The sequence below is a fragment of the Rahnella sp. BCC 1045 genome, assembly GCF_019049615.1.
Taxonomy (GTDB): Bacteria; Pseudomonadota; Gammaproteobacteria; order Enterobacterales; family Enterobacteriaceae; genus Rahnella; species Rahnella contaminans.
This window is the reverse complement of record NZ_JAFMOZ010000080.1, coordinates 1-20,956: the sequence shown is the minus strand read 5'-3', so window position 1 is coordinate 20,956 and position 20,956 is coordinate 1. Positions and strand designations below refer to the sequence as shown.

21 protein-coding genes and 3 pseudogenes are annotated in these 20,956 nt (G+C 46.7%); 13 read left to right on the top strand and 11 right to left on the bottom strand.

Features of this window, described 5'->3' with window-relative positions; all coding sequences use genetic code 11:
• From J1782_RS01830 to J1782_RS01820, 3 genes and pseudogenes are all read right to left on the bottom strand, one after another.
• A pseudogene (locus J1782_RS01830) lies at positions 1 to 360 on the bottom strand (DUF2971 domain-containing protein); the annotation flags it as partial.
• Positions 361 to 390: 30 nt separating this feature from the next.
• Positions 391 to 642: a chromosome segregation protein ParM gene (locus tag J1782_RS01825; RefSeq protein WP_217152257.1), complete on the bottom strand. Its 252-nt coding sequence runs from the start codon at positions 640 to 642 to the stop codon at positions 391 to 393.
• 255 nt (positions 643 to 897) lie between these two features.
• The gene (locus tag J1782_RS01820; protein WP_217152256.1) at positions 898 to 1,218 is read right to left on the bottom strand and encodes a hypothetical protein; all 321 of its coding nucleotides are present in this window, start codon (positions 1,216 to 1,218) and stop codon (positions 898 to 900) included.
• Positions 1,219 to 2,618: 1,400 nt separating this feature from the next.
• On the opposite strand from J1782_RS01820, the gene J1782_RS01815 reads away from it, so the two are divergent.
• Positions 2,619 to 3,356: a tyrosine-type recombinase/integrase gene (locus tag J1782_RS01815; RefSeq protein ID WP_254302887.1), complete on the top strand. Its 738-nt coding sequence runs from the start codon at positions 2,619 to 2,621 to the stop codon at positions 3,354 to 3,356.
• A gap of 22 nt (positions 3,357 to 3,378) precedes the next feature.
• Positions 3,379 to 3,540 carry a hypothetical protein gene (locus J1782_RS01810; protein WP_217152255.1) on the top strand — a complete coding sequence of 54 codons (162 nt, stop codon included), beginning with the start codon at positions 3,379 to 3,381 and terminating at the stop codon, positions 3,538 to 3,540.
• A gap of 30 nt (positions 3,541 to 3,570) precedes the next feature.
• Here the strand turns inward: J1782_RS01810 and fliD are convergent, their stop codons facing one another.
• Both fliD and J1782_RS01800 read right to left on the bottom strand, forming a co-directional pair.
• Entirely contained in the window at positions 3,571 to 5,004 is a 1,434-nt protein-coding gene (gene fliD, locus J1782_RS01805) for a flagellar filament capping protein FliD (RefSeq protein ID WP_217152254.1), read from the bottom strand.
• Positions 5,005 to 5,312: 308 nt separating this feature from the next.
• Entirely contained in the window at positions 5,313 to 5,537 is a 225-nt protein-coding gene (locus J1782_RS01800) for a hypothetical protein (protein ID WP_217152253.1), read from the bottom strand.
• A gap of 594 nt (positions 5,538 to 6,131) precedes the next feature.
• Here J1782_RS01800 and J1782_RS01795 point away from each other — a divergent pair.
• Positions 6,132 to 6,716, top strand: coding sequence for a histidine phosphatase family protein (locus J1782_RS01795; RefSeq protein WP_217152252.1), 585 nt, complete (start codon positions 6,132 to 6,134; stop codon positions 6,714 to 6,716).
• Between the two features lie 245 nt (positions 6,717 to 6,961).
• Here J1782_RS01795 and J1782_RS26295 read toward each other — a convergent pair.
• Positions 6,962 to 7,147 (bottom strand): annotated as a pseudogene (locus J1782_RS26295) (helix-turn-helix domain-containing protein); the annotation flags it as partial.
• Between the two features lie 1,025 nt (positions 7,148 to 8,172).
• Between J1782_RS26295 and J1782_RS01790 the strand changes: the two are divergent.
• Complete coding sequence (locus tag J1782_RS01790; RefSeq protein ID WP_217152251.1) at positions 8,173 to 8,430, top strand: hypothetical protein; 258 nt, start codon at positions 8,173 to 8,175, stop codon at positions 8,428 to 8,430.
• A gap of 152 nt (positions 8,431 to 8,582) precedes the next feature.
• On the opposite strand, the gene J1782_RS01785 is transcribed toward J1782_RS01790, so the two are convergent.
• The 3 genes from J1782_RS01785 to hmpA form a co-directional block, all read right to left on the bottom strand.
• The gene (locus J1782_RS01785) at positions 8,583 to 9,173 is read right to left on the bottom strand and encodes a DUF2913 family protein (protein ID WP_217152250.1); all 591 of its coding nucleotides are present in this window, start codon (positions 9,171 to 9,173) and stop codon (positions 8,583 to 8,585) included.
• A 97-nt stretch (positions 9,174 to 9,270) separates the two neighbouring features.
• The gene (locus J1782_RS01780) at positions 9,271 to 10,218 is read right to left on the bottom strand and encodes an Rpn family recombination-promoting nuclease/putative transposase (RefSeq protein WP_217152249.1); all 948 of its coding nucleotides are present in this window, start codon (positions 10,216 to 10,218) and stop codon (positions 9,271 to 9,273) included.
• Positions 10,219 to 10,386: 168 nt separating this feature from the next.
• Positions 10,387 to 11,604, bottom strand: a complete 1,218-nt coding sequence (gene hmpA, locus J1782_RS01775) for an NO-inducible flavohemoprotein (protein WP_254302886.1) — start codon at positions 11,602 to 11,604, stop codon at positions 10,387 to 10,389.
• Positions 11,605 to 11,678: 74 nt separating this feature from the next.
• On the opposite strand from hmpA, the pseudogene J1782_RS01770 reads away from it, so the two are divergent.
• A pseudogene (locus J1782_RS01770) lies at positions 11,679 to 12,173 on the top strand (DDE-type integrase/transposase/recombinase); the annotation flags it as partial.
• A gap of 1,065 nt (positions 12,174 to 13,238) precedes the next feature.
• Here J1782_RS01770 and J1782_RS01765 read toward each other — a convergent pair.
• Complete coding sequence (locus tag J1782_RS01765) at positions 13,239 to 13,538, bottom strand: korC (RefSeq protein WP_217152248.1); 300 nt, start codon at positions 13,536 to 13,538, stop codon at positions 13,239 to 13,241.
• Positions 13,539 to 13,842: 304 nt separating this feature from the next.
• On the opposite strand from J1782_RS01765, the gene radC reads away from it, so the two are divergent.
• The 7 genes from radC to J1782_RS01730 all read left to right on the top strand — a co-directional run bounded on the left by radC (position 13,843) and on the right by J1782_RS01730 (position 18,835).
• Positions 13,843 to 14,316 (top strand): DNA repair protein RadC, encoded by a 474-nt coding sequence (radC, locus tag J1782_RS01760; RefSeq protein WP_217152247.1) that lies wholly within the window; start codon positions 13,843 to 13,845, stop codon positions 14,314 to 14,316.
• Between the two features lie 41 nt (positions 14,317 to 14,357).
• Positions 14,358 to 14,633: a hypothetical protein gene (locus J1782_RS01755; RefSeq protein ID WP_217152246.1), complete on the top strand. Its 276-nt coding sequence runs from the start codon at positions 14,358 to 14,360 to the stop codon at positions 14,631 to 14,633.
• A 140-nt stretch (positions 14,634 to 14,773) separates the two neighbouring features.
• Positions 14,774 to 15,841 carry a hypothetical protein gene (locus J1782_RS01750; RefSeq protein ID WP_217152245.1) on the top strand — a complete coding sequence of 356 codons (1,068 nt, stop codon included), beginning with the start codon at positions 14,774 to 14,776 and terminating at the stop codon, positions 15,839 to 15,841.
• Positions 15,842 to 16,091: 250 nt separating this feature from the next.
• On the top strand, positions 16,092 to 16,970 hold the full coding sequence (locus J1782_RS01745) for a ParA family protein (RefSeq protein ID WP_217152244.1): 879 nt from the start codon (positions 16,092 to 16,094) through the stop codon (positions 16,968 to 16,970).
• Complete coding sequence (locus J1782_RS01740) at positions 16,963 to 18,078, top strand: ParB/RepB/Spo0J family partition protein (protein ID WP_217152243.1); 1,116 nt, start codon at positions 16,963 to 16,965, stop codon at positions 18,076 to 18,078. The genes J1782_RS01745 and J1782_RS01740 overlap by 8 nt, the downstream gene beginning before the upstream one ends.
• On the top strand, positions 18,075 to 18,518 hold the full coding sequence (locus J1782_RS01735) for a hypothetical protein (RefSeq protein ID WP_217152242.1): 444 nt from the start codon (positions 18,075 to 18,077) through the stop codon (positions 18,516 to 18,518). Before J1782_RS01740 ends, J1782_RS01735 begins: the two co-directional genes overlap by 4 nt.
• A complete protein-coding gene (locus J1782_RS01730) occupies positions 18,515 to 18,835 on the top strand; it encodes a hypothetical protein (protein ID WP_217152241.1) in 321 nt (106 codons plus the stop codon). Before J1782_RS01735 ends, J1782_RS01730 begins: the two co-directional genes overlap by 4 nt.
• Positions 18,836 to 18,971: 136 nt before the next feature.
• Here J1782_RS01730 and J1782_RS01725 read toward each other — a convergent pair whose 3' ends face one another.
• Positions 18,972 to 19,610, bottom strand: a complete 639-nt coding sequence (locus tag J1782_RS01725) for a TetR/AcrR family transcriptional regulator (protein WP_217152240.1) — start codon at positions 19,608 to 19,610, stop codon at positions 18,972 to 18,974.
• Between the two features lie 78 nt (positions 19,611 to 19,688).
• On the opposite strand from J1782_RS01725, the gene J1782_RS01720 reads away from it, so the two are divergent.
• The gene (locus tag J1782_RS01720; RefSeq protein ID WP_217152239.1) at positions 19,689 to 20,912 is read left to right on the top strand and encodes a S9 family peptidase; all 1,224 of its coding nucleotides are present in this window, start codon (positions 19,689 to 19,691) and stop codon (positions 20,910 to 20,912) included.
• Positions 20,913 to 20,956: the final 44 nt, after the last annotated feature.

Below are 20,956 nucleotides of genomic sequence, written 5' to 3'. Positions count from 1 at the left end.
GCTCACTATTTCTTTTAACTTTTCGAAGTTAAATTCAATAGCAAACATTCCATAACTTCGCCATTGACTTAGCGTGTCTGCAGAACGACTGAATGATGCTACATAAAACATTTCGCTGGCATTTTCAAAATTGAATAGTTCTTCAAAGGCTTGCGCAAACCATCCTTCTACGGTATCCACAAAGTCTTTTTCGAAAATATCATATCGTGTGAATACTTCATGCGAGGCTTCTTCGAGAATTTCCAGACCCTGTAAATACTCTGTTTTATCGTTCAAAAAACGAATATCCGTCATGCGGATTTTATGCGTATCTAATATCGAATGAACGGCATTCAGGTCAGTATAGTGATAAAGGTTCACGGTTATTCCTTCAATAATTAAACAGCGCTGTTATACCACGAGTTTATAACGGATCGCGTCTGCCTTACGGCGCCCTGCGTCCGTCAGGGTAACCGCCAGGTTCAGCGACGCATTCCTGTGTTTCAGGACCAGTCCGTGCCGGTGCAGCGTGTGCAGTGAGGTGCGCAGATTGGTGGAATAGATATCCTTATTGACGGCAGTGTTGAGCAGGCTCAGCAGCTGCATGACGGGTAGGGGCGCATCGTGGCCGCGCGCTTCGAGCGCACTGAGGACCAGGAGCACCTTTCTCTGGAGTTCGGATATACGCACGGCTCTTTCCTTATTCATGTGTCACATGAATAATACACCCAGGCGCGAAGAAACACTATTCATGTTAGACATGAATAGTGCTGAAAAGTATCTTAAGTTTCAAACAACAAGTTATGTAAACTTATCGGTGAAAACTATACTGGAGTTGCAATCTTTAAGTAGAATGGTTACTATGTGTACTTGTTCCCGGGGCCAACCAGGAACAAGTACTAATAACCATTTGCTTACTTACCTATCGATTTTAAGTATCCAGCGTTTTACGTGATTCCTGAGTTGCGTAGTGATCCCAGTCGTTACGCAACTCGCTAACCCTTTGCAAACGGGTAGCGGTAACCATCCCATACCGATAAATCCCTTCAATAAATATGCCGCAAGTAATGGTTTTGCGAAGACTACGACCGCCACCATTACTAATGTGAAAATGAGTAAGGCAGTAAACCTGTACCATTTCTTATCGTTGTAAGCTTCGCGGATTTCTTTGTAGTGTTTATACGCTTCAAGAAATACTCCAAAAACACTATTATTTACTAAGCCTGACTTTGTATCCATTTGAACCTGCCTTTTTGAATTGTGTGATTTTATTTACTTCTGTATTTGAAATGTTCATTTCTCATACCTTTTAAATAGTTTGTTTTTGTCTCAGGACTGAATGTCCTTTGACGTAATGTTTTCGTACCGCTTTTATTTATCCGCTCATACTTCACCTCGCTTGTTCCATACTCGTTAATGTTTACGCCATTTCCCGTTTGCCAGATTTCGGCAAGGGGAGTCCCGGCTCCTGAGCGAAGATTAATCGCGCAGGCGGGGGTAATGGCGGTGTATAAGACGTTGAGACTGACTTGCTGACTGGAAATAAAAAACCTCCCGGTCAGGAGGTTGATAATAATGGGTGGGATTTGAGTTCAGGGAGGGCTAAGTCATAACACTCAGGCATTCCGTCATTTAATCTTTCACATTGCTTATTCAACCTAAGTGCTATCAACTCAACACGTGAGTGCTATTTCGCTCGTAAGCAGCAACTCACTTCCTAATAATAATATATTACCAGAATGCAAGGAAAATATCAACTTTATTTTCACTTTTAAGCCATATTTTTCTTGCTTTCTCTGGGCTTTAACTTTGTGTCTAAATAATCTTCTACATACAGAGATTTCGCCGTACCTCAAAAGTATCTGACGCGCGTTTTATATTTATGCACTCTACCACTGTGTACTTTTAATAAAGGACTTCGCTCAACAAAACTTTTAACAAGACAATACTTCCCCGCATACTTGTTCCGGTATAAACAAATACGGTACTTATTCCCGCGACGGATTAGTCTGGCGGAATATTGGCTATTCACATTGTCTTTTGCTTCAAGAACATCATTATCTCATCCCGGATAGCGGCTTAGCACGTACAGTTTTCAGGTTTTTGCTTCCGACCCCCTCTTATCAGCATGACCCGATCCCCGCGGCGGGTGCTGCGTATTTCGCCCCTCCCGCGTCCAGGTACGCTCACTTTTCACGGATTGGGGTTTACGCGTAGACTGCCCAACGTCCTCACGGCCACCGGCGCGAACCGCCCGCCGAACACTACATATGGTAGCGGTAGCAGCTGGCCGGCATACCATATGTAGTGTTTTCCGGCTTTTAAGGGTGGAGATTTTTCCTGTAGACGTCAAAGGGAGGTTTTTTCCGGGCGATGCGGTATAATTGCCTTGGATTCAGGGGCTTGCATACCGTCTGGTCCGGTCAGGCGGCAGCGACGGGGCGTTGCTGACCGCCCGATCCCCTCCCCCGCACGTTGGGCTTTTTCCCGTATAGCCGAAAACTCCCCAAAACGACCGATCACCATTTTGGTATTTATTCTGGTCGATCGGGCCGCCAATTTTCGGCACACTATCACCAATGTCTTAAAAATCGCCGCCGGAAGCCGGCTCTGCGACGCAGATTGCGGAGATTAAAAAATTGAGCCTTACACCTCTCGAAAGTTTGCAGAATTCACGTAGCGTAACCAGCGGCTACTTTAACTACGACGACGCCCTGGCCCTTCGCCAGATGGCACTGAGCGCCGGCGTCGGGATGCCGCACTACCTGCTCGCCCCGGAGGTGAGCCAGCTTTTGCCCTACCTGCGGGATCTGACCCAGCGGCTGTTCGGGGAGACGCTGTGGAACACCGGCGCCCGCCTCAATGAATGCCTGGCACTCACGCCGGCGCACTTTAACCTCGACAACGGCGTGCGGCCGTTCGTGGTGATCAAAACCCTCAAGCAGCGCACCCGCGGACGCGGGCGCCCGGAGGCCGGCGAGCAGCTCAGCCGCATCGTGCCGCTGTTCGATGAGGCGTACGTGCAGCGGCTGCGGGAGTATTTTCAGACGTTCAGGCCGAAGAAGAACGACCCTATCTGGAACGTGAAGAGCGACGAGACGCCGCGCAACTGGATCCGCGCCGCGGTTCGCCGCGCTGAAAGTGATAGTGTCACGTTTTCGTTAGCGACCATCACCCCGAAAACGTTCCGCCACAGCTTTGCGATGCACCTGATCCAGTCCCACGTGCCGATGAAGGTGGTCCAGGCGTACATGGGCCACACCGAGGCCTCGAGCACCGAGGTCTACACCCGGGTGTTCGCCCTCGACGTCGGGTATCAGCGGGGAGTGAGGTTTACGGTGCCGGTGAGCACGGTCGGGCTGCAGCGCATCGGCTGAGCCGGAATGAGGTTTATCTATTGTGTCGGAAAACGTCGGTGCGGCGGGGAAAGGCGGTGTCAAACAACACCGCCGGAGGGGGTTACACAATACCGTCGATATGCTTAGCCAGTTTGACGATCAGCGGATGTTCCCCTTCAAATTTGATTTTTTCGTTTTTGATGCCTTCCAGCAAATCTTCTAACCCCTAGACATAAACAAGGTCTTTGTTTAATTACTGCCCCAGTGAACTTGAACTACTTGTGGTGGAGAACTGCTCAGTAAGATACGAACTGGTGCTATTTAACGAAGCCATCGTCACATCGAGAGCAGTGAATTCGGTCTTGTAACGAGCAATAGTATCCGTGATGCTGTCATTGACCGCATTATATTGCGTGGTCAAACTTTTCAGTGTGTTATTCACGGAAGTTTCCGCTGTGGCGATGGTACCGGTGGTGGTATTCAGATATTGGCTATTCAGATTGGTAATGTTTGTCATCACCCCCGTAGTTTTACCGTCGCCGATCATCATTGCCTGCACGGCACTGCTATTCGTTGTCAGTGCTGTGCTGAGTTTTGTGCTATCAACAGTCAGTTGGCCAGTGGTCGGATCGGTAGTGATCCCGATGCTGGCAAGAGTATTGATGGAACCGGCACCATTCGAACTTCCAATGGCTGATTTTAGCTGCGTCTGGATAGTTCGTAGGGTGCTATCCCCTAGCAATGCGCCGTTGGAGGAGTCTTGTGTGCCTGAGTCAACGGTCGATGCAGTAAACTTTGTCAGGCTGCTGAATGTGTCCTGCAAAGCGTTGTAAGCCGTTACAAAGGTATTAATTGCTGTCGAGGCTGTACTGGTGTCTTTAGTCACGGACAGGGAAGCCGCACTCGACGTAAGGCCGGTCAAAGTCAGTGAAATACCATCTTGCAGGTCACTGATGGTGTTACTTTGGCGCTCTATCTCAATCCCATTATAGGTGAGCTGTGCGTTAGCGGCTGCAGCATTTTGCGTCATTGCCCCGCTGCCGGTGGTTGAATCATACCCGATGATGCCATTCAGCGTGTCATCGCCCGTTACACTCACGCTCATTTCTGAATCAGTGCCGGTATTGTTTGCACTCAACACCAGTTTATAACTGCTGTCAGAAACTTTAACAATGCTAGCTGTAACGCCGCCATCGGCTTTGTTGATTGCATCGCGAATACCGGTCAGTGACGTCTGGTCATCAGTAAGGTTGATGCTCAACGGTGTACTGCCATCACCCTGGCTGATCGTCAGAGTGCGATTATTATCCGAAGTGGTTGCACCCAACGCGGTAGTGTTGCTGCTCTGTGTTGCAGAAATTAGGGATTGAGAGGTGGCCAGTTGTGAAACGGAAACGGAATAGGTGCCTGCGGCTGCACCCGTAGAAGTGGTCGCGCTGAAAGCGGAAGTGTTACTTGAAGTGGCTGTTGTTGCGCCATAGGTATTCGTTGATTCTAGTGCCGTTGCTGCATCCGCAAAGGTCTGGACGGCGCTTTGCAGCGTACCGTAAGCGCTAAGCTGTGCACTGTAAGACGTCTGCGCAGTGGTTATTGGGGTCAGGCGTGCATTTTCTGCGGTTGTCAGGTTATCCAGCAGAGTATTAAGGTCTAAACCTGAACCTATGCCTAATGAAGATATAGTGGCCATAAGTATCCTTAACTTGAGTTGTATAAAGTCAAAATTATTAGATCGTCAATATAAATTGATAATTAAGTGTAACGTGAAATTAAGCTGCTGTAGCTTTGGTCACCCCTCTTATTGGTGGTTGCTATTGTCCCTGGTAATATTTTCAAACAATGGTGGTCAGAGTATGGAGTTTTTTATGCGAATCACTAAAACACTCAAATATAATATGAACTGATAATGAATTCGTCAGCTGGTTATGAAGAGCCGGTTTTTTCCGGCTCAAATGGGTAGTTTTTCATACTCAGTCAACGTGCCACTGGGTTTGTAATTTATGGATATTTGCGCCAGTGAGCAGGTTGGTCACGATCCTGTAAGTGTCTTTCACGGGCGACATGGACCGCAAAATCCATAGAAAATGCCCAGTCGGCGGCTTCTTTCTGCGTATTAGCCTCATGTACCACCTCCCCGTTAGCAATGACAACATGATGCGTTGTAGTCGCAAATTTATCGCCAGATTTTGGGCGGTGTTCAATGTATGCGTGCGTTTTAGTCATAAAGATCCTTTGTTGTATGTTAGTTAGAATTATTTGTGCTTAAGATCAATGGAGGCAGTGAAGGTGTTTATCAAATGATACTAATGACTTCAGTCATAAATATCAGATAATTATCGTATCCAGAAAAAAACGCACATATCAACGTAAATTATATTTAATTTCATCATGATGTTTGCACATAAATTAAATTTAAGAAATTACCAATAGTCATTTTTTGCCACAATTTAATCATTAATTATTTTTTAAATTAAAATACTCTATCGGATGCATCATGTTTTACTCTGACTGTTTATTAGTTGATTATGAGATGAATGACGTCCTCCTCCACCTTAGAGCTGATGCGACTCAGTAGGGGGCCGGGTAAGGAATCTGAAGGCCAACTGTACGAAAACGTACGCTAGTGATGTAACTTTATGATATATATATTAAATATAGAGAAAACCCTTGAAGCGGCGTATTCTTAATCGAAAAATGGCATTTATCGGACACTGTTGTTTAGAAATCTATTTTCAGACATATATTTATTTCTTGCCGTACGTTTTCGTACAGTTGGCCCTCGAACCCCATATAGTAAGAATTCATCCCATGATAAAAATGATCAAGAAATCTCTTGTTGTGCTGCTGAGCAGTGCCTTATTAACCCCGATGATAGCGAAGGCCGACAGCACGATAGTGTTCCTTCGCCACGGTGAGAAACCGCTTAACAGTAGCGGGCAGCTCACATGCAAAGGGCTGAACCGCGCATTGCAACTGCCTTCGGTTCTGTTAAGCCAGTACGGTAAACCGAATGCCATCTACGCTGCCGCCCCCAAAGAGAACAAAACCGGCAGCTCACTGCGCCCGCTAACCACCATTACGCCGACCGCCATCCGTCTTTCTCAGGCCATCGACCTGCACTATCACGCGGAGCAGACCGACGAGCTGGCGGATGATTTACTGAAAAATCAAAGCAGCGGCAGCCTCACTTTTGTCTCCTGGGAGCACAAAAATCTGGTAACAGCGGCGAAAAGTCTGGTGAAGAAAACCGGAGGCGATCCTGCGGCGGTGCCGAAATGGCCGGGCAGCGATTTCGATTCGCTGTACATCATCAAACTGGACGATCAACAGCGCTTTAAATCCTTCACTCACGGCGCAGAGGGGCTGAATAACGTGCCGGATAGCTGTGCGGGCGCAAGCTGAAAATGAAAACCTCGTCTACAAAGACGGTTTTTTAATCATGAAGAAACAGGAATCCGCCGCGCTGAACATAGCGAAGTTTATCCGGGGGATTACCGTTGGGTTTCTGACCCCGCATATAACCCCTTCATGAAGCTGGTTGTTGAGATGCCTGATGGCCAGAGGGGGGAAGATGATGTTCTTCCCCGAAAGCGAACGAAGGAAAGTTAGTTAAATTGACCCAGCCAGGTCTTCATAATTTGGATTAATTTCCACTCCACCAGCCATGCTGTAATTTTTGCATAGGAAAAATATTTGTTACCGGCCTCATGATTTTCATTTTGAAACGCAAGTGAGCGGTTCAAAAAAAACGACAAGCCTCCGCGAAGCGCCGCATATCAAGCACTTGCTGACCATTTGGTTCAACTGGAATTTAAGGTTTGTAGTCGCTTCATGCCTATAAATTAGGGTGAAAGTATCCGTTAAGCCATGTTCATGCATGGCTGCCAAAAGCTGAACGACTCAGCTACTGATTTTTCTGACGGGTAAACGAGACATAATTGCCGAATCTGCCGCGGCAGAACTTAAGTGCGGCATACCAGCCGGCAACAGCTACGATCCCCCAGACTACATAAGCAAATGTTTCATTAAATCCCAGAGACGTCACGCATAATTTTGCAATATAAAGCCCCAGTCCCGCCGGTACCAAAAACCCCAGGAACATTATAATTCCCGGGGTACCGTATTTAATCTCTGCATGACATCCCCTGCAGACGTTGGCTCCGTAGGGAATATCACTTCGGCAGTGCGAACAGGTAATCATCTTTAGCTCAGACACGTTTTATCCTCAATTATATGCAGGTGCTGAAAATATTTTCAGGCACCACTCATTGATAGTACTCCACGAAATAATTTCATCATTTTATATCCGGTTCAGGATCACCTTAAGAGATGAAATATCGTATTCAGGCTGAATATCGATAAAAAAAATCCACTAAGCGATATCTGCAACCTGAAGTGTTGCTGCGGGAAGTACAGAGACTGAAAAATGATAAATGGGTCAGCTTGGAAAACGGAATCTATGGTCACTCCCGTTTTTGCAACATACATGCGCGATGCGTATAAAGACATAGCCAATCTTGATACATGGCTACAATATGGAAAAACGAAAGAGGATATTTGTCGGTTCGTCTGTGTTGTTGCAAAAATCGTTTTTTGTCACGAGCTGAACTGCAAAGTGTGTTCATCAGTGAAGATGAGGGGTGCGACCCTATGGCCAGCATTCAGATCAGCCTCAATATGGTGATGATTGGCACCGCATGGCGGCAAACGCCTGTTCGGACTGGCCGCCAGAGCGTCTCAACTGTCTTGTAATGTTGAAACCATGGGGAAGCCTGCCGGTAAGGCGGCGCTGCGGAAGATCCTTGATGAAATCAGCGAGCTGCTGAAAGAGCCTCAATTTTATTGAAGCTTAAGGAGTATGATGAAACTTCCATTTGTGACAATAAAAGTGAACAGAACTCACAATATTCCATTTTTAGAAGTATTCAGGCTGACAGAATTGATGAATTTGCGCCTTAAAGAAGCTATTCCAGACGTCGAAACGGTGGTTTCAATCACGGGGATGGATGACCTGCTGATCGAGGGCAGGCCGAATAATGAAGTTTTAATTATTGCGCAAATTTATCGTGGCGTCTGGGGACCAGCATTATCTCCGCGTTTGGCGCAACCTGACTGAGTTCCAGCTCAGCCAGGCCGCTAACCCACACGGCTCGTCCGGGGCCGCGATGGCTGTTGTGAAGAATATCAGTTATCCGCTAATTAAATAAAGTGACGGCGTCACAAAATGATGGGCATCTGTTTCTTTCTCGGGTGCTGTACTGATTACTCCTACAGAACAAATGCCGAAAAACCCTCATGGTCGGTTTCCTGATGGAAGCGCAGGTTGCACTGCTCCATCAGCGTATATACACCGGAAATATCCCCCGTAAAGCGAACGGGCAGCGGTTTAATCAGCGCCCCGGCTTCGTCAAATGACGGATGAAGCTGAGCCTTTGGCGTATAGACTGCGCGGGCTCTCTCGGAACATTTCCAGTTACTCTCCCAGTCTTTCGGTGGAACCAGAAAATCCAGCCATCCCATTGTTTTGAGGGTTTCAACAAAATAGGTAAAACGGAAAAGTGCACTTTGGGCAGCCAGCTCGCCCGCACTTGAACGGTAGATATAGTCGATTTTCCCCAGCAGGTTGGCGGCGAATCCGTATTTTTTTCCCTGATTCAGCAGCCAGATAATGTCCGGTGCCACATTTTTGGGCAGCAGCCGGCGTTTCTGCGCCGTCGTCAGCCACTGCATGATGTATAGGTGTTGCTGCAGCGGCGACTGCGCTTTGCCTTCCTGCTGGGCGAGACGTATGGCGACTAGCGCACACCAGGTTAAGTGTGACAGTTCTGCTGTGGGGCGGGTGTGGTAATTTACGGTCAAGCGGTAATCTCGTGATCGGATGTGGCGATGCGTCATGCATTGCTGATGAGGGACGTGTGCAAAAAAAGAGGCCGGGCAAGCCCGACCTCAGAGAGTTTTAGTGACTGATGTGTGCCAGGTCAGCAACCGTCAGGCCTGTCATGTTCATCACCAGGTCGCGATCAATACCGTTGGCCAGCATGGTGCGGGCGACTTCGAGTTTGCCCTCGAGTTTTCCTTCGTGGCGACCTTTCTCAATGCCGCGTTGTTCACCCAGCTGAATACCTTTCTCGATACCTTTCTCGATGCCTTTTTGTTCAAGCTGTTGTGCAATAGTCATCAGTTCATCCTCATGTTGCGGGACCCGCAGTGCCAGTTCACGTACAAACGCCTGGGCGTCCGCCGATTCACCGGCCTGGATAATATAGTGTATCAGCGAAATGACTTGCGGCGAAGACAGATAGCCCGCCAGCAAAATAGCGGACAACCGGTCAGTCAGCTCTGCCAGGTCACGCTGGCGAATGTGTTTTTGCAGCAGGGTGAGCGCGGCCATGCTGCGGTGTGTCATGATTTCCTCGTCGGGTATGACCGTTACATCAACCAGAGGAAAATCGCCGGCATAGAGTTTTCCGGCGAGCGCCGGGTCATCAAACTCCTGCAACCAGTTGGTGGAATACGGATACGGGCTGCGTTTGCCTGTATAGAACAGAACCGGAATAACCAGAGGCAGTTTTTTGTGGCCCGCCTCAAGGTGCCGTTGCATGGCCGCGACTGCATATCTGATGAGCCTGAAGGCCATATGTTTGTCCGGACTGGACTGGTGTTCAATAAGCACATGGACATATCCATCCGCGCCTGCCGTGGTTTTCAGACTGTAGAGCACATCGCTGAAGTACTGGCGGAGGTCATCCTCAACAAAAGAGCCAGACTCAAGCTTCAGCGTGTTGAGATCGCAGATGGCGCGCAGCTCTGCCGGAAGATGGATTTCCATGAAGTCGCGGGCAACCTCCGGCTGCGTCAGAAACTGGCGGAATGTTGCATCATGGGGTGTAGGCGTCTTTTTCATGGAATTATTTTAGCATCATCCCGGCTTTTGAATGCGCTCAAAGCGTCATAAAGCGCTGTCTTGCCAATTTTCAGTCGTCCAGCAGCCTTGAACTGCACCCCAAAAATTGTATACCAACTGATTGACATCCTCCTTGCCCTTTAGGGTGAGGAGGATGTCAATTCTTTGTTAGGCTGGGACGCCACCGGTGCTAAAAGCTTCACTATGGATCCGGTCGTTGGAAATACCAAACTCTACCAGTTCTTTGCGTTTTTCTTGCATGAAGGCGATAGGGCCACAGAGGTAGTAATCGGCATCGGCTGGCAACCAGTCAGCACTTAGATCATTGAGATTTAGATGCCCGTGAGTGTGATAGTCCTCACCTTGCACGTCGGTTGATGAAATATTGCGATAGTTGATATGCAACTTCACTGTATCATTGCTAGAAGCAATACCCTTCACCTCATCACGTAATGCATGCGCTGTTGAGCCACGGCTAGTATGAATGAAGTGCACGGCTTTTGAAGACTGATTTGATAATGATTTCAGCATAGAAACCATTGGCGTTAGGCCAACACCTGCACTGATTAGTACATTAACGTTGCTTGGGTTAACTAATACAAAGTTACCAATCGGGGCTGTCAGTTCTACAACATCTTTTTCATTAATAATATTGTGCAAAGTTGAAGACACATACCCTGGATTTTGGCCTTCTTGATGTGGATCTTCACGTTTTACAGAAATACGTAAGAAATCTTCACCAGGCATGTTAGAAAGACTGTACTGACGCGGCTGTTTAATGCCCAATTCAGATACGTAAACTCGTACAGTGACATATTGCCCTGGTTTAAACAGTGGGATAGCTTTACCGTCTTCAGGTACGAAGTAATAAGAGGTAACTTCATTGCTCTCACGCACTTTTTTATCAACTACAAAGTTGCGCCACCCTACCCAGCTACCCACCTTTGCAGCTTGCTCTTCGTACAATTTTTTCTCTGTCGCAATAAATAGGTCAGCCAATTGGAAGTATGCAGCTTTCCAGGCATCGATCAGCGGGGCATCCATAGGGATACTCAACACTTCGCTGATGGAGTAGAGCAGGTTTTCACCAACGATGTTGTAGTCTGGTGCCTGAATGTTAAGGCTCACGTGCTTATTACAGATCAATTCAACAACTGGTGCTAAAACCATTGGGTCATCAATGTTTTCAGCGTAAGCCAGTACTGCACCCGCAAGTGCTGATGCTTGCGCCCCGCTGCGTTGGTGCCCCATGTTAAAGGTTTCTTTCAACTCAGGATTGTTGTTCAGCATGCGTTTATAAAAGTAATCGGTCAGTGCGACGCCGCTTTCACGCAAGATAGGTACAGTTGCTTTGACTAGAACTTTTTGCTGTTCAGTTAACATCATAATTACCTCTTTTTAAAAGATGCATAATATATGCACCTTTTATTGTGTCAATGGGGTTCGAAGGCCAATGATATAAAGGGCTGGCAACAGAACGTCTGCCGCTGCTCCGCCCGGCAGCGCCGAATCTGACCTGGTCGATGGATTTTGTCATGGATGCACTGGCCACCGGTCGCAGGATCAAGTGCCTGACCTGTGTGGATGACTTGCCTGACGGTCACCGTTGCCTTCGGGATTTCAGGCGTGCAGGTCACGCGCATTCTGGACAGCATTGCGCTGTTTCGCGGCTATCCGGCGACGATAAGAACCGATCAGGGCCCGGTGTTTACCTGCCGCGCGCTCGATCAATGGGCCTTTGAGCATGGCGTGGAGCTGCGGCTTATTCAGCCCGGCAAGCCGACACAGAACGGATTTATTGAGAGTTTTAACGGGCGCTTTCGTGATGAATGCCTGAATGAATGTCAATACCGATTGAATTGTGACCCACTCTGAATTATCAGACGCCGTCTGAATTTGCGGCGGGCTGGAGAAAGGGTAATTCTGATAGTGAAGGATCCGACATTACTAAGTGAAGAAGTTGTTTTAAAAAACCGTTCCTCACGCAGGTTACTGACTTTGAAAAGCTGACAAGTTTGAGTAGGCCGATGGTTGTTAGAGGAGTCTCAAGGCTGGAACAGCTCTGGATCGTCATAGTTCAAAGAGGATTGCATACAAATCGATTTACGCTGACAGAAAAGGAGGATGATGCAAACTGGGCGAAAGTGCCGGTCGATAAGATTAAAACGAAACTTAAAGAAATTTAGAATCGAGGGGTTGCCCATTTCACTGCGTTGAAGTTGTATTTGACGATGTTGCAGCTTCGCTATAAGACCAACACGACCGTTAGGGTAATGCATGATACTTTGCGGGATTACACGGGCACTCAAACCACTCAAGTTAGATCTGGTCTTGATGTCTTATACAGCAGTTCGTTTATTCATCTTATGCCGCGAGAAGATAGAGCCATTAACGAGTATCAAATATTAGGCCTTTAGATATGACTACGTTGCAATTTTTTGGGTAAAAATGGCCGTTATATTACGGTCATCAACCTCCCTTCACTTCCCATTCATTCTTCAATAATCCGCTGAAAATTCCGGCGTCAAATAAATCTTAAACCCCTCTTGATCTACTTCATTACTTCTTAAAAATTCTGAGTGCAAGGCAGATTTCGCATGCGAAATCCTTCGAACTACTCCCTGCGTATGCCAAGCCCTGATGCCAGCTAGAAACAATATGCGTACTGAATCCTCAACGAGCTCTTCATTGCTGGTGAGAGTGTATCCCGGCGGTATCCTCTCACCTGTGTATTTTCAGAATTTCATAGCCAAAACCTAAAACCGGAATTTAGTTCCGCTTTTATATTGATAAATACTTCAGATAAAACAATAAAATGAGGTATTAATATGTTAGCAGTCCTTCTTAAATTTATAGCCACAGTACTGACATACTTGATGGCAACAGGTCATTTAATTTACGTGGTGTACGCAATATACCAATCGCTTTATGGGCTCTATTTGGCCTGGGTTTACCGCCACAAGCTACGCAAGGTTATACGATTTGTCTTTCATTACAGGACTCGTTTTCTTAGGAAAGTTTTAAGGAAGACCCTTCGGTTGTTCCGTAAGAATCGGTCCTAAGCCGGCGAGCCAGCACAGGCAGAACCAATTGGCGAAAGAAATGTGGGAATCACCAGATTTCCACTTTCGGATAGTTCGTGTCTTTATTCTCAGTTGCTCAGCGATAGCCACTTCAGTTAGATCTATCAGTTCTAGCACTTCTTTGATTTCAACACCTGATGGTACTTTCCAGGAGTTTTTGCTAAACACATCCCGCCTCGCTTTTAGTGGTCGTGCTCCGGTCAAAAATTTCTTCCTTCCTTCATGGTCGGTTGCCATATTTCAGAATTTCCTCGGTCCTTTCAATTAACGCAACATAGCTTACTGGCTAAAAGTTTCCGAGTATTAAAGATAAAAATGCACGTCAGGGAAAGTGTTCAATTGCAAACAATGTCAGAGATAAGATGACCTCTTCTGTAACTTAAAAGTGCAGTATTGCAACCTCCACTGAATGAGGATTTCGCATGCGAAATCTTATGATATCTGTATTGATAACTAAAAACTAAAGTAATATAATAATCACATTGAGATACGGAAGGCCGTATCTCTGCCCGGCGTAACGCCAGTCTCACAGGAGAAATCAATGCATCTCGTCAATACGGCTACTCATTCGTATGAATCTGAAACCACCATCATCGAAACGGCAAAAGATATCCTCAAATCTCGCATGAAAACACGGGATGTGACACTCAACTCCACCCAAGTAGTCAAAGACTTTGTATCGTTGGAATTGGCTGCTGAAGAACGGGAAGTTTTTGCTGTGTTATTTCTAAATACTCAAAACCAGTTGATCGAATATCAACGGATGTTTTTGGGTTCCGTGAAATGCGTGGAGGTTTATCCGAGGGAGATTATTCGTGCAGCAATGACGTTGAACGCCAGTGCGTTCATCCTTTCTCATAATCACCCTTCAGGTTATTCGGAGCCAAGTGAAGAAGATCGTCGCGTAACGGCTCTAATTGAAAAGGTCGCAGCAATGCTGGAATTGAAACTACTTGACCATATCGTCGTCGGTAATGGCACTACGGTTTCTTTTGCTGAGCGTGGTTGGCTTTAATTTTAATTTTGCCGCCCTTGTGGCGGCTTTAGGAGTGTTAAATGGAAATGCAGACAGTTTACGAAGTCACCCCCTGCTCTCTTCGAAAAGAGTGTCTTTTACCTGTTTCATCGGGCTGGGTTGCACCAAATAAAACAGAACTCTCTTTTGTTTTAAAACAGGCAGGCATGAGTATTCAGGAATTTGCATTACTTATGGATGTTGATCAGAACTACGCTAAGAGCTGGCTGGAAACAGACCATAAAGTGCCTTACGCGCTCTGGTCAGTGCTTTGTGTTTGCGCTGGTTATGGACAAATTTGGAGATGGAAGAGTTAGAGATTTCGCATGCGAAATCATGCGTGTTATTGTAATTATCTATATTGATAATTACATGTAATGTGAGTTATAATACTCACACAGCGACGGAAGGCCGGAGCTGTACCTAGGCGAATACGCCATACTCAAAGGAGCAATTCATGTCTCAGTCTTTGCAAGAACGTAAAGTAAGAATCTTATCAACACGCCCTGAGCTTTCAGCTTATCTCATTGATATTCCTTCTGATATCGCTGCGCGCGCTTTTCACAATGTATCGTTCTCCCCAGAACAACGTGGCTTAGAAATCCAGGTGGAATATGCCTCACGCATTACAGAACAGAAAACCCGTATTACGTTAGAGATTGAAAATGCGATCGCCCGTAATGCGGTGATCCAGGCAGATTGGCCAGAACAGCTGGAGGAGTGGTTCGAGACTTACCGGCAGCGTATGAAGGTTTTGTTTATGGGCTACTTGGCAACCATGTCTACCTGTGCAAGCCCTATGATTACAGGCCCTGCCCGTTTCCCTGTAGAGCGTCAGCGTAAACGTAATGCTTCAGCCGATAATAAGTACGCGGCCGTTACTGCTTATACGACACATTCCCCTAATCGTTTCCTCAAGCGAGTCATGCCTTTTGGCAATGGCGTTGCTATCGCCTCTAATGCTCCGAACGCCAACGAGCTGCTCATCAGTAAGTTGAATGACCGTATTAAGCTTCAGGAAACTATGAAGGCAGCCAACAAAATTGTCGGAAAGGTTTATAAGAAAGGGTCTCCTGCAGGGGTATCTGCCGAAATGAGAGATCGTTGCGCGCAGCAGTTGGTAGACGAGCTTGCCATCCCATTAGATGAAGCACTGTCCATGCTTAAGCCATCCGATTATTCCGCAAAAATCATCGCGTTCTGGCCCTATCAGCTTTCAAACAATAATCAGGAAATCCGCCGGCTCGAACAGCGGGTAAAAGACGTAGAGCGTTTGCAGCAGGCTGCCCCCGAAATTGCTCAGATATTGGGAAACGGCATCGAGATACGCAAAAGCGATGACGGCAAAATCGAGATCCATTTTGGATACAAGCCAGATGCAGAAGTACGCGACTTTTTGTCTAAGAAAGCTTTCAAGTTTTCCCGCTATCGTAACAATGCATGGGTTCGTCGCATCAGCGTTAATGCAGTTGCTGTGTTTACCCGGGAAATTAAGCCCATGCTTGAAAAATTACCTCAAAAATAAAATATCGGTGTTGATATTTAAAGAATGAGATGTTAAGTTCAGTATTCAGGTGGGCGGCCATCTGAATACTCAGGCATACGCCAGGCTCAAAGGAGAAATCATGATAATCAAAAAAATATTCCTGCTTCTACGCACTAAATTCTCTTTAGCTCGATTCGCGCTGTGTTCTTTTTCTGCTCACGGCGATATCTAACTCCGCCATCCAATCACACTACATATTTCGCATGCGAAATTTCAAAAGGAAGTAACGATGAGCATCAATCAGGCTTCTGCGCTCGGTAAAGTTATCGTTGTTGGTAATCAGAAAGGTGGCGTAGTTAAATCACAATCGTCTAACGAGATCTCTTATAACCTCCAGCAGTCAGGCTTTAAAACTCTTTGTATTGATATGGACTGGACCGCCGGCTTTACCGAGCGCACCTTTCCAGAAGGAATGCCGTTAGAAATAGAACGTGAACCTTTCAAACATGAGTTCACGCCGGGCGGCGCCCACACGCATCAACTTTTTTTCATAAACACTGATGTTCAGCCCATCGTTTTGGGAGATGGCCGCCATTTTATAGGTACCACCTATGAGTTGAACGAGATCAACTATCGCCCGACTGATTGCATCTTCGATTTCAGAGATCGCGTAGAAGTGCTTCGGGAAAAATATGACTTCATCGTTATCGATTCTAACCCTTCCTATTCAAACGTAATGATAGCGAGCCATCTTGTGGCCGATTATTTGATCATCCCAACATTGCTTGAAAAGTCATCGCGAAATGGCGTGGCCAAGCAGCTGGCTTACATGCAAAAAATCAAAAAGAACTATAACCCGCGGCTGTCATTTCTCGGCGTATACGTTACTCAAGCTGTGGTGTCGAATTACAAGAAAGAGTTACTTGAGGGACGGTTCACCGCAGTAGATACCGAAAACCTTCGGATGCTGTTTGAGATACTCGAAAGCAGTGGTTACGACCAGTCTAAAGTGTTGGCGTATATCTCTTACGTAGCCACCACGGCAAAAGAAGCCATTGAACTGGGCATGACGTTTAAAGAGTATGCGCCAAGTTCGTTGCCAGCTAAGCAGTATGACGAGCTAACTCAAAAACTGGTGAAACTTATCCAGGAGGCCGATCGTGGCTAAGAATTTTAAGAAACAAATCGCAGAACGTAATAAGCAAGGGATTCAGCAACCGGTTGTTCCTGGCGTACAGGAGAATTTGATCCAACGTGAAGCACCGACCATTCCTGTAGTCGGTGAGAGCGGTCATGGTCTTTTATCTGAAATTGCACGTCCAGAATTGACCGCCGCCGGTCAGATAGTCCGAGTCCGATTAAGCGAAGTCTATGCGACAGAACAGGTTCGCCCCGATGAGGATTTCGAAGAACCGATAATTCAAGGTCTTACTGATACTTATTCTGTAGTAGGTGTTCTTGCTCCTCCCCGTGCATTTCCTCGTGATAAAAAAGGCTATCGGATCTGGTTGGGAGAAACCCGGGTTCGGGCAGCGCGCCTCCGGGGGGATGAATTTATCGACCTCTATATTGGTGAGGCTCCGGCAGATGAGAAAAAACGTATTCTCGGGCAACTTATCGAAAACCTCCACCAATCGGGTTTAAAGCCCCTAGCAACCGCAAATAATCTGCTTTCTCTAAAACGCGATTGGGGTATGACGGGAGAAGAGATAGCTAAATCCCTTGGAAAACCGACGGCGTTTGTGAGTAAGCATATGCGGTTGTGTGATGCCCCGGAGGTGATTACCTCGTTGCTTAAGGATAAGGTCACTGCTGATGTGGATTTAGTCTATACCCTTTGCCAAATACATGATGCTGCACCCGAGGAAGCTGCACGCCTGGCGACGGTGGCCAGAAATGAAAAGCTAACGCGTTCGCAGGCGAAATCAGTTCTGGATGGGATTAAGGGACGTAAACCTAAGCAGACCCTTAAGACAAAAGAAAAACCGCAGTTAATTGACGATCTGAAACAGGATGGCGAGCAGCGCGAGCCTGATAACGAAACTTTAACAGGCAATGCGCAAACTTCTGCCGACCAGCATCAAGCTGACGTTGTTGTCCCATCAAGCTATGTTCGTGAGGGAGTACCAAAAGTAATGGTTACTTTAGGTCAGGAGCATGGCCATATTATCCTGAAAGTGCCTGCAGAAAGCGGCATGATTTGGGTTGAATTTCCATCCGGGGAAAGATGTGTCGAAGCGATTTCTTTGATTGTCCAGGGAGTGAAGGAAGCATGAGCGTGAAACTAACCCCGTTTACTCAACTGTCGGGTGCTTTTCGCGCCCGTATCGTTAAAACCTGGCATATTTCTTCTGATCTCAGCCCCGCTGAAGCGGCTGCTCATCTTAATGATGTTGCGGTTGAACATAGTTTTGTTCGCAGAGCAAAACCTGTTCCTGGGGCAGCACTCGCCGAATGGGGGAGATCTGGTGTCACACCTCTCTGGGCCGCACTTGCCGCACTCGTTTTACTGTTGAAAACCGGTTGGCGCCCAGCTTCAGATGAAGAATGGGCGGGTTTTGCTGCGCTTTACATTCAGTTATGCAAATCTAAGGAACTGGCTGTACTTACAGTGGAGTTGCCGGCGTCAATCGACCAGTCGCTGGCAACTGGTTGGTTGTGCGCGGCAATTGAAGAAGATGAAAGGTATCTTCTTACTAAAAAGGTGGCTTCATGACTTTTATGCAACTAGAGAGAATTTTCCTGGAAACAGGCCGGAAAAGTGATGGACGAGCATTTATTGCATACCTTTTAGATTCCTTTGACGCAGGGGTTACTGATCTTGATGCTGAATCCGTTGAGGCTGAAACCGGTTTGAAAAAAACGAACATCTCCGCAGTGGCCAAAAAACTGAGTGAAGCAAATGTTATCGATATTCTCTATTTAGATACCAGCGTTGAAAACTCAACTCTATCAGCTCTCAGAAATGGTCGCTGGTCTAAACCGTACTATCGGCTAACCCCGCAAATTTTATCGTTGTATCGTCGTACCTGAAATAACGATGAGACCAGATTTCGCATGCGAAATCTGGCTAACCTATTTTAGCTTTCGGAAGGGATCAACAGCTGGTTATTCCTGATTATGACTGGAGCATATTCGGGGAAACGCTCGTTATGTATGGGTTACAGCGTTAATGCTTTGTACGTAATTGTTCAAGATAACTTGTAATTAGCACAACCAACGCGGTTTCGACTTCGGCTTGCGCCGGTGGGTTCTCACTCAGGACAAAGGTGCGCAATACTCCTGCGCATGAGTGTACGAGTACAAAGGCCTGAGCCTCGGATAGATTATTCCTCGCCTCATGGTGATTTTTCCCTTCCTCGTTCTGCAAGGCCGCCATCAAATTTGTGTATAGAAACGCGAGTTTCCCCCCTGAGAAATCGGTCATCGCGTGTCCTATCAGCATACGATGCACGCGGCTACGCCCGCCGTAGGCACCCACCACTGCGTGAACAATGCGAATTATTTTGTCTTCTGGCTCCGAAATTGATGTATCTACGACAGATTCAAAAATTAGCTCGGACATACCGTGTAACTCGCGCGCTATCAGGGCGTCCAAAAGTGCCTGTTTATCTGTGAAATATTGGTACAAGGTACCAATATTTACGCCCGCTCTGGCAGCCACCGCATTCGTGTTAAAAGCATGCATTCCTTCCTCTTCAAGCAAACAAAGTACCGCCTCGAATATAAGTTCAATCTTATGTTGAGCTCTCGCTTGACGCGGAACTCTTGTTTTATCTTGTTGTTTATTATTTATTTTATCATTCATTGTGGTTTCTCTGAAAACGCGAGTATTAAAATGTAAGTAATACTTTTATTATCTATGCGAATTAATTGGAGAGCAACCATGATTTTATCGCCTGATGAAAACCAACTCACTTTGCACACGGGCATGCATCGGCCTGATCAGCGCATGGCCAGGAAGTATTTTTTTAATGATATCGACATGGATCTGTTCTTCATGGCGGCCGTTAGTTGGGGGCCGAGCGGTGGTTTAGACATTGGGCAGGCATTTTATGTCGCGGAAAATATAACGGATGGAGATGCCGATAGTTGGGTAAACGCATTCAGCCTATATGCCAATGAGCTCAATAAACAAGCTGATGCATGGAAGATACAGGGTTGGACTCGTTCAGCCGGCGAGCAGCGGCTTAAAGCTTTTGCAGCTTATAGGTCAGCCTGGCAATTTGCTTTACCTGGCTCTAAATCCTTTATCGATCTTTACACCAGCCATCACCATGCGTTCATGCTTTCTCTGAGAGAACTTCAGTTCCCCGCAACACCATTTGAGACTCCTTTTAAGGGGGGACGGCTGCCTGGGGTATTCATCAAGAATCATCATGTCGGCGCACCGGTCGTCATCGTAATTGGCGGTGCAGATACCTGCCTGGAAGATCTCTTCCTGTCCCAGGGCAGGATGTTGTGGGAGCGTGGTTATTCCGTAGCCATGGTCGATCTGCCGGGGCAGGGGATGACAGCCACACAAGGGCTTCATTGGCAAACGGAGCCTGAACACGCTATTGCTGCTGTTATTGATTCGCTAATAAACAATTTTAATGTAAAGCCTGGCCGTATCGCATTGTTGGGAATTAGCCTAGGTGGATATTTTGTTTCTCGTGCTGCCATGTCAGAGGAACGTTTGGCTGGCGTTATTGCCAGCTCCCCTTTCCCATACCCATACGAGCTGTTCCAGCGAACGGTTGAATCGGTTAACAAGGATGGTGCTCAGCCAAATAAAATCAGCAGTGCCACCCAGCGTAGCCGGCAGATGTTGGGCTGGAAAGCCGGAGTCGATACACCAGAAAAGATGCTTGATCTATGGCGAAATGCTGAAGCTTCGCCCGCTTTTGTGAAAGTCCCATTTTTAACAATAGTAGGAGAAGGGGATTCTCATATATTCATCACTCAGGCACTGAACTGGCACAAAAGTATTGCTTCTAAAAATAAAGAGTTGATCCTTCTAAATGCCAAATCTGGTGCAGATGCGCATTGCCAGATTAACGGACGCCTTCGATTAATACAGGAAGCAACGGGATGGATGGATACACTTTTCAAAACATCTAAATTATAAAAAAATCATTATAACTATGAAAACAATTATTTAAAATATCAAAC

What these genes read in the sequence shown, in the direction of transcription:
- J1782_RS01820 (WP_217152256.1), bottom strand. Translation starts at nt 1,218, where the DNA reads ATGGATACAAAGTCAGGCTTAGTAAATAATAGTGTTTTTGGAGTATTT.
- fliD (WP_217152254.1), bottom strand. Translation starts at nt 5,004, where the DNA reads ATGGCCACTATATCTTCATTAGGCATAGGTTCAGGTTTAGACCTTAAT.
- J1782_RS01800 (WP_217152253.1), bottom strand. Translation starts at nt 5,537, where the DNA reads ATGACTAAAACGCACGCATACATTGAACACCGCCCAAAATCTGGCGAT.
- J1782_RS01795 (WP_217152252.1), top strand. Translation starts at nt 6,132, where the DNA reads ATGATCAAGAAATCTCTTGTTGTGCTGCTGAGCAGTGCCTTATTAACC.
- J1782_RS01790 (WP_217152251.1), top strand. Translation starts at nt 8,173, where the DNA reads ATGATGAAACTTCCATTTGTGACAATAAAAGTGAACAGAACTCACAAT.
- J1782_RS01780 (WP_217152249.1), bottom strand. Translation starts at nt 10,218, where the DNA reads ATGAAAAAGACGCCTACACCCCATGATGCAACATTCCGCCAGTTTCTG.
- hmpA (WP_254302886.1), bottom strand. Translation starts at nt 11,604, where the DNA reads ATGATGTTAACTGAACAGCAAAAAGTTCTAGTCAAAGCAACTGTACCT.
- J1782_RS01765 (WP_217152248.1), bottom strand. Translation starts at nt 13,538, where the DNA reads ATGGCAACCGACCATGAAGGAAGGAAGAAATTTTTGACCGGAGCACGA.
- radC (WP_217152247.1), top strand. Translation starts at nt 13,843, where the DNA reads ATGCATCTCGTCAATACGGCTACTCATTCGTATGAATCTGAAACCACC.
- J1782_RS01755 (WP_217152246.1), top strand. Translation starts at nt 14,358, where the DNA reads ATGGAAATGCAGACAGTTTACGAAGTCACCCCCTGCTCTCTTCGAAAA.
- J1782_RS01750 (WP_217152245.1), top strand. Translation starts at nt 14,774, where the DNA reads ATGTCTCAGTCTTTGCAAGAACGTAAAGTAAGAATCTTATCAACACGC.
- J1782_RS01745 (WP_217152244.1), top strand. Translation starts at nt 16,092, where the DNA reads ATGAGCATCAATCAGGCTTCTGCGCTCGGTAAAGTTATCGTTGTTGGT.
- J1782_RS01735 (WP_217152242.1), top strand. Translation starts at nt 18,075, where the DNA reads ATGAGCGTGAAACTAACCCCGTTTACTCAACTGTCGGGTGCTTTTCGC.
- J1782_RS01730 (WP_217152241.1), top strand. Translation starts at nt 18,515, where the DNA reads ATGACTTTTATGCAACTAGAGAGAATTTTCCTGGAAACAGGCCGGAAA.
- J1782_RS01725 (WP_217152240.1), bottom strand. Translation starts at nt 19,610, where the DNA reads ATGAATGATAAAATAAATAATAAACAACAAGATAAAACAAGAGTTCCG.
- J1782_RS01720 (WP_217152239.1), top strand. Translation starts at nt 19,689, where the DNA reads ATGATTTTATCGCCTGATGAAAACCAACTCACTTTGCACACGGGCATG.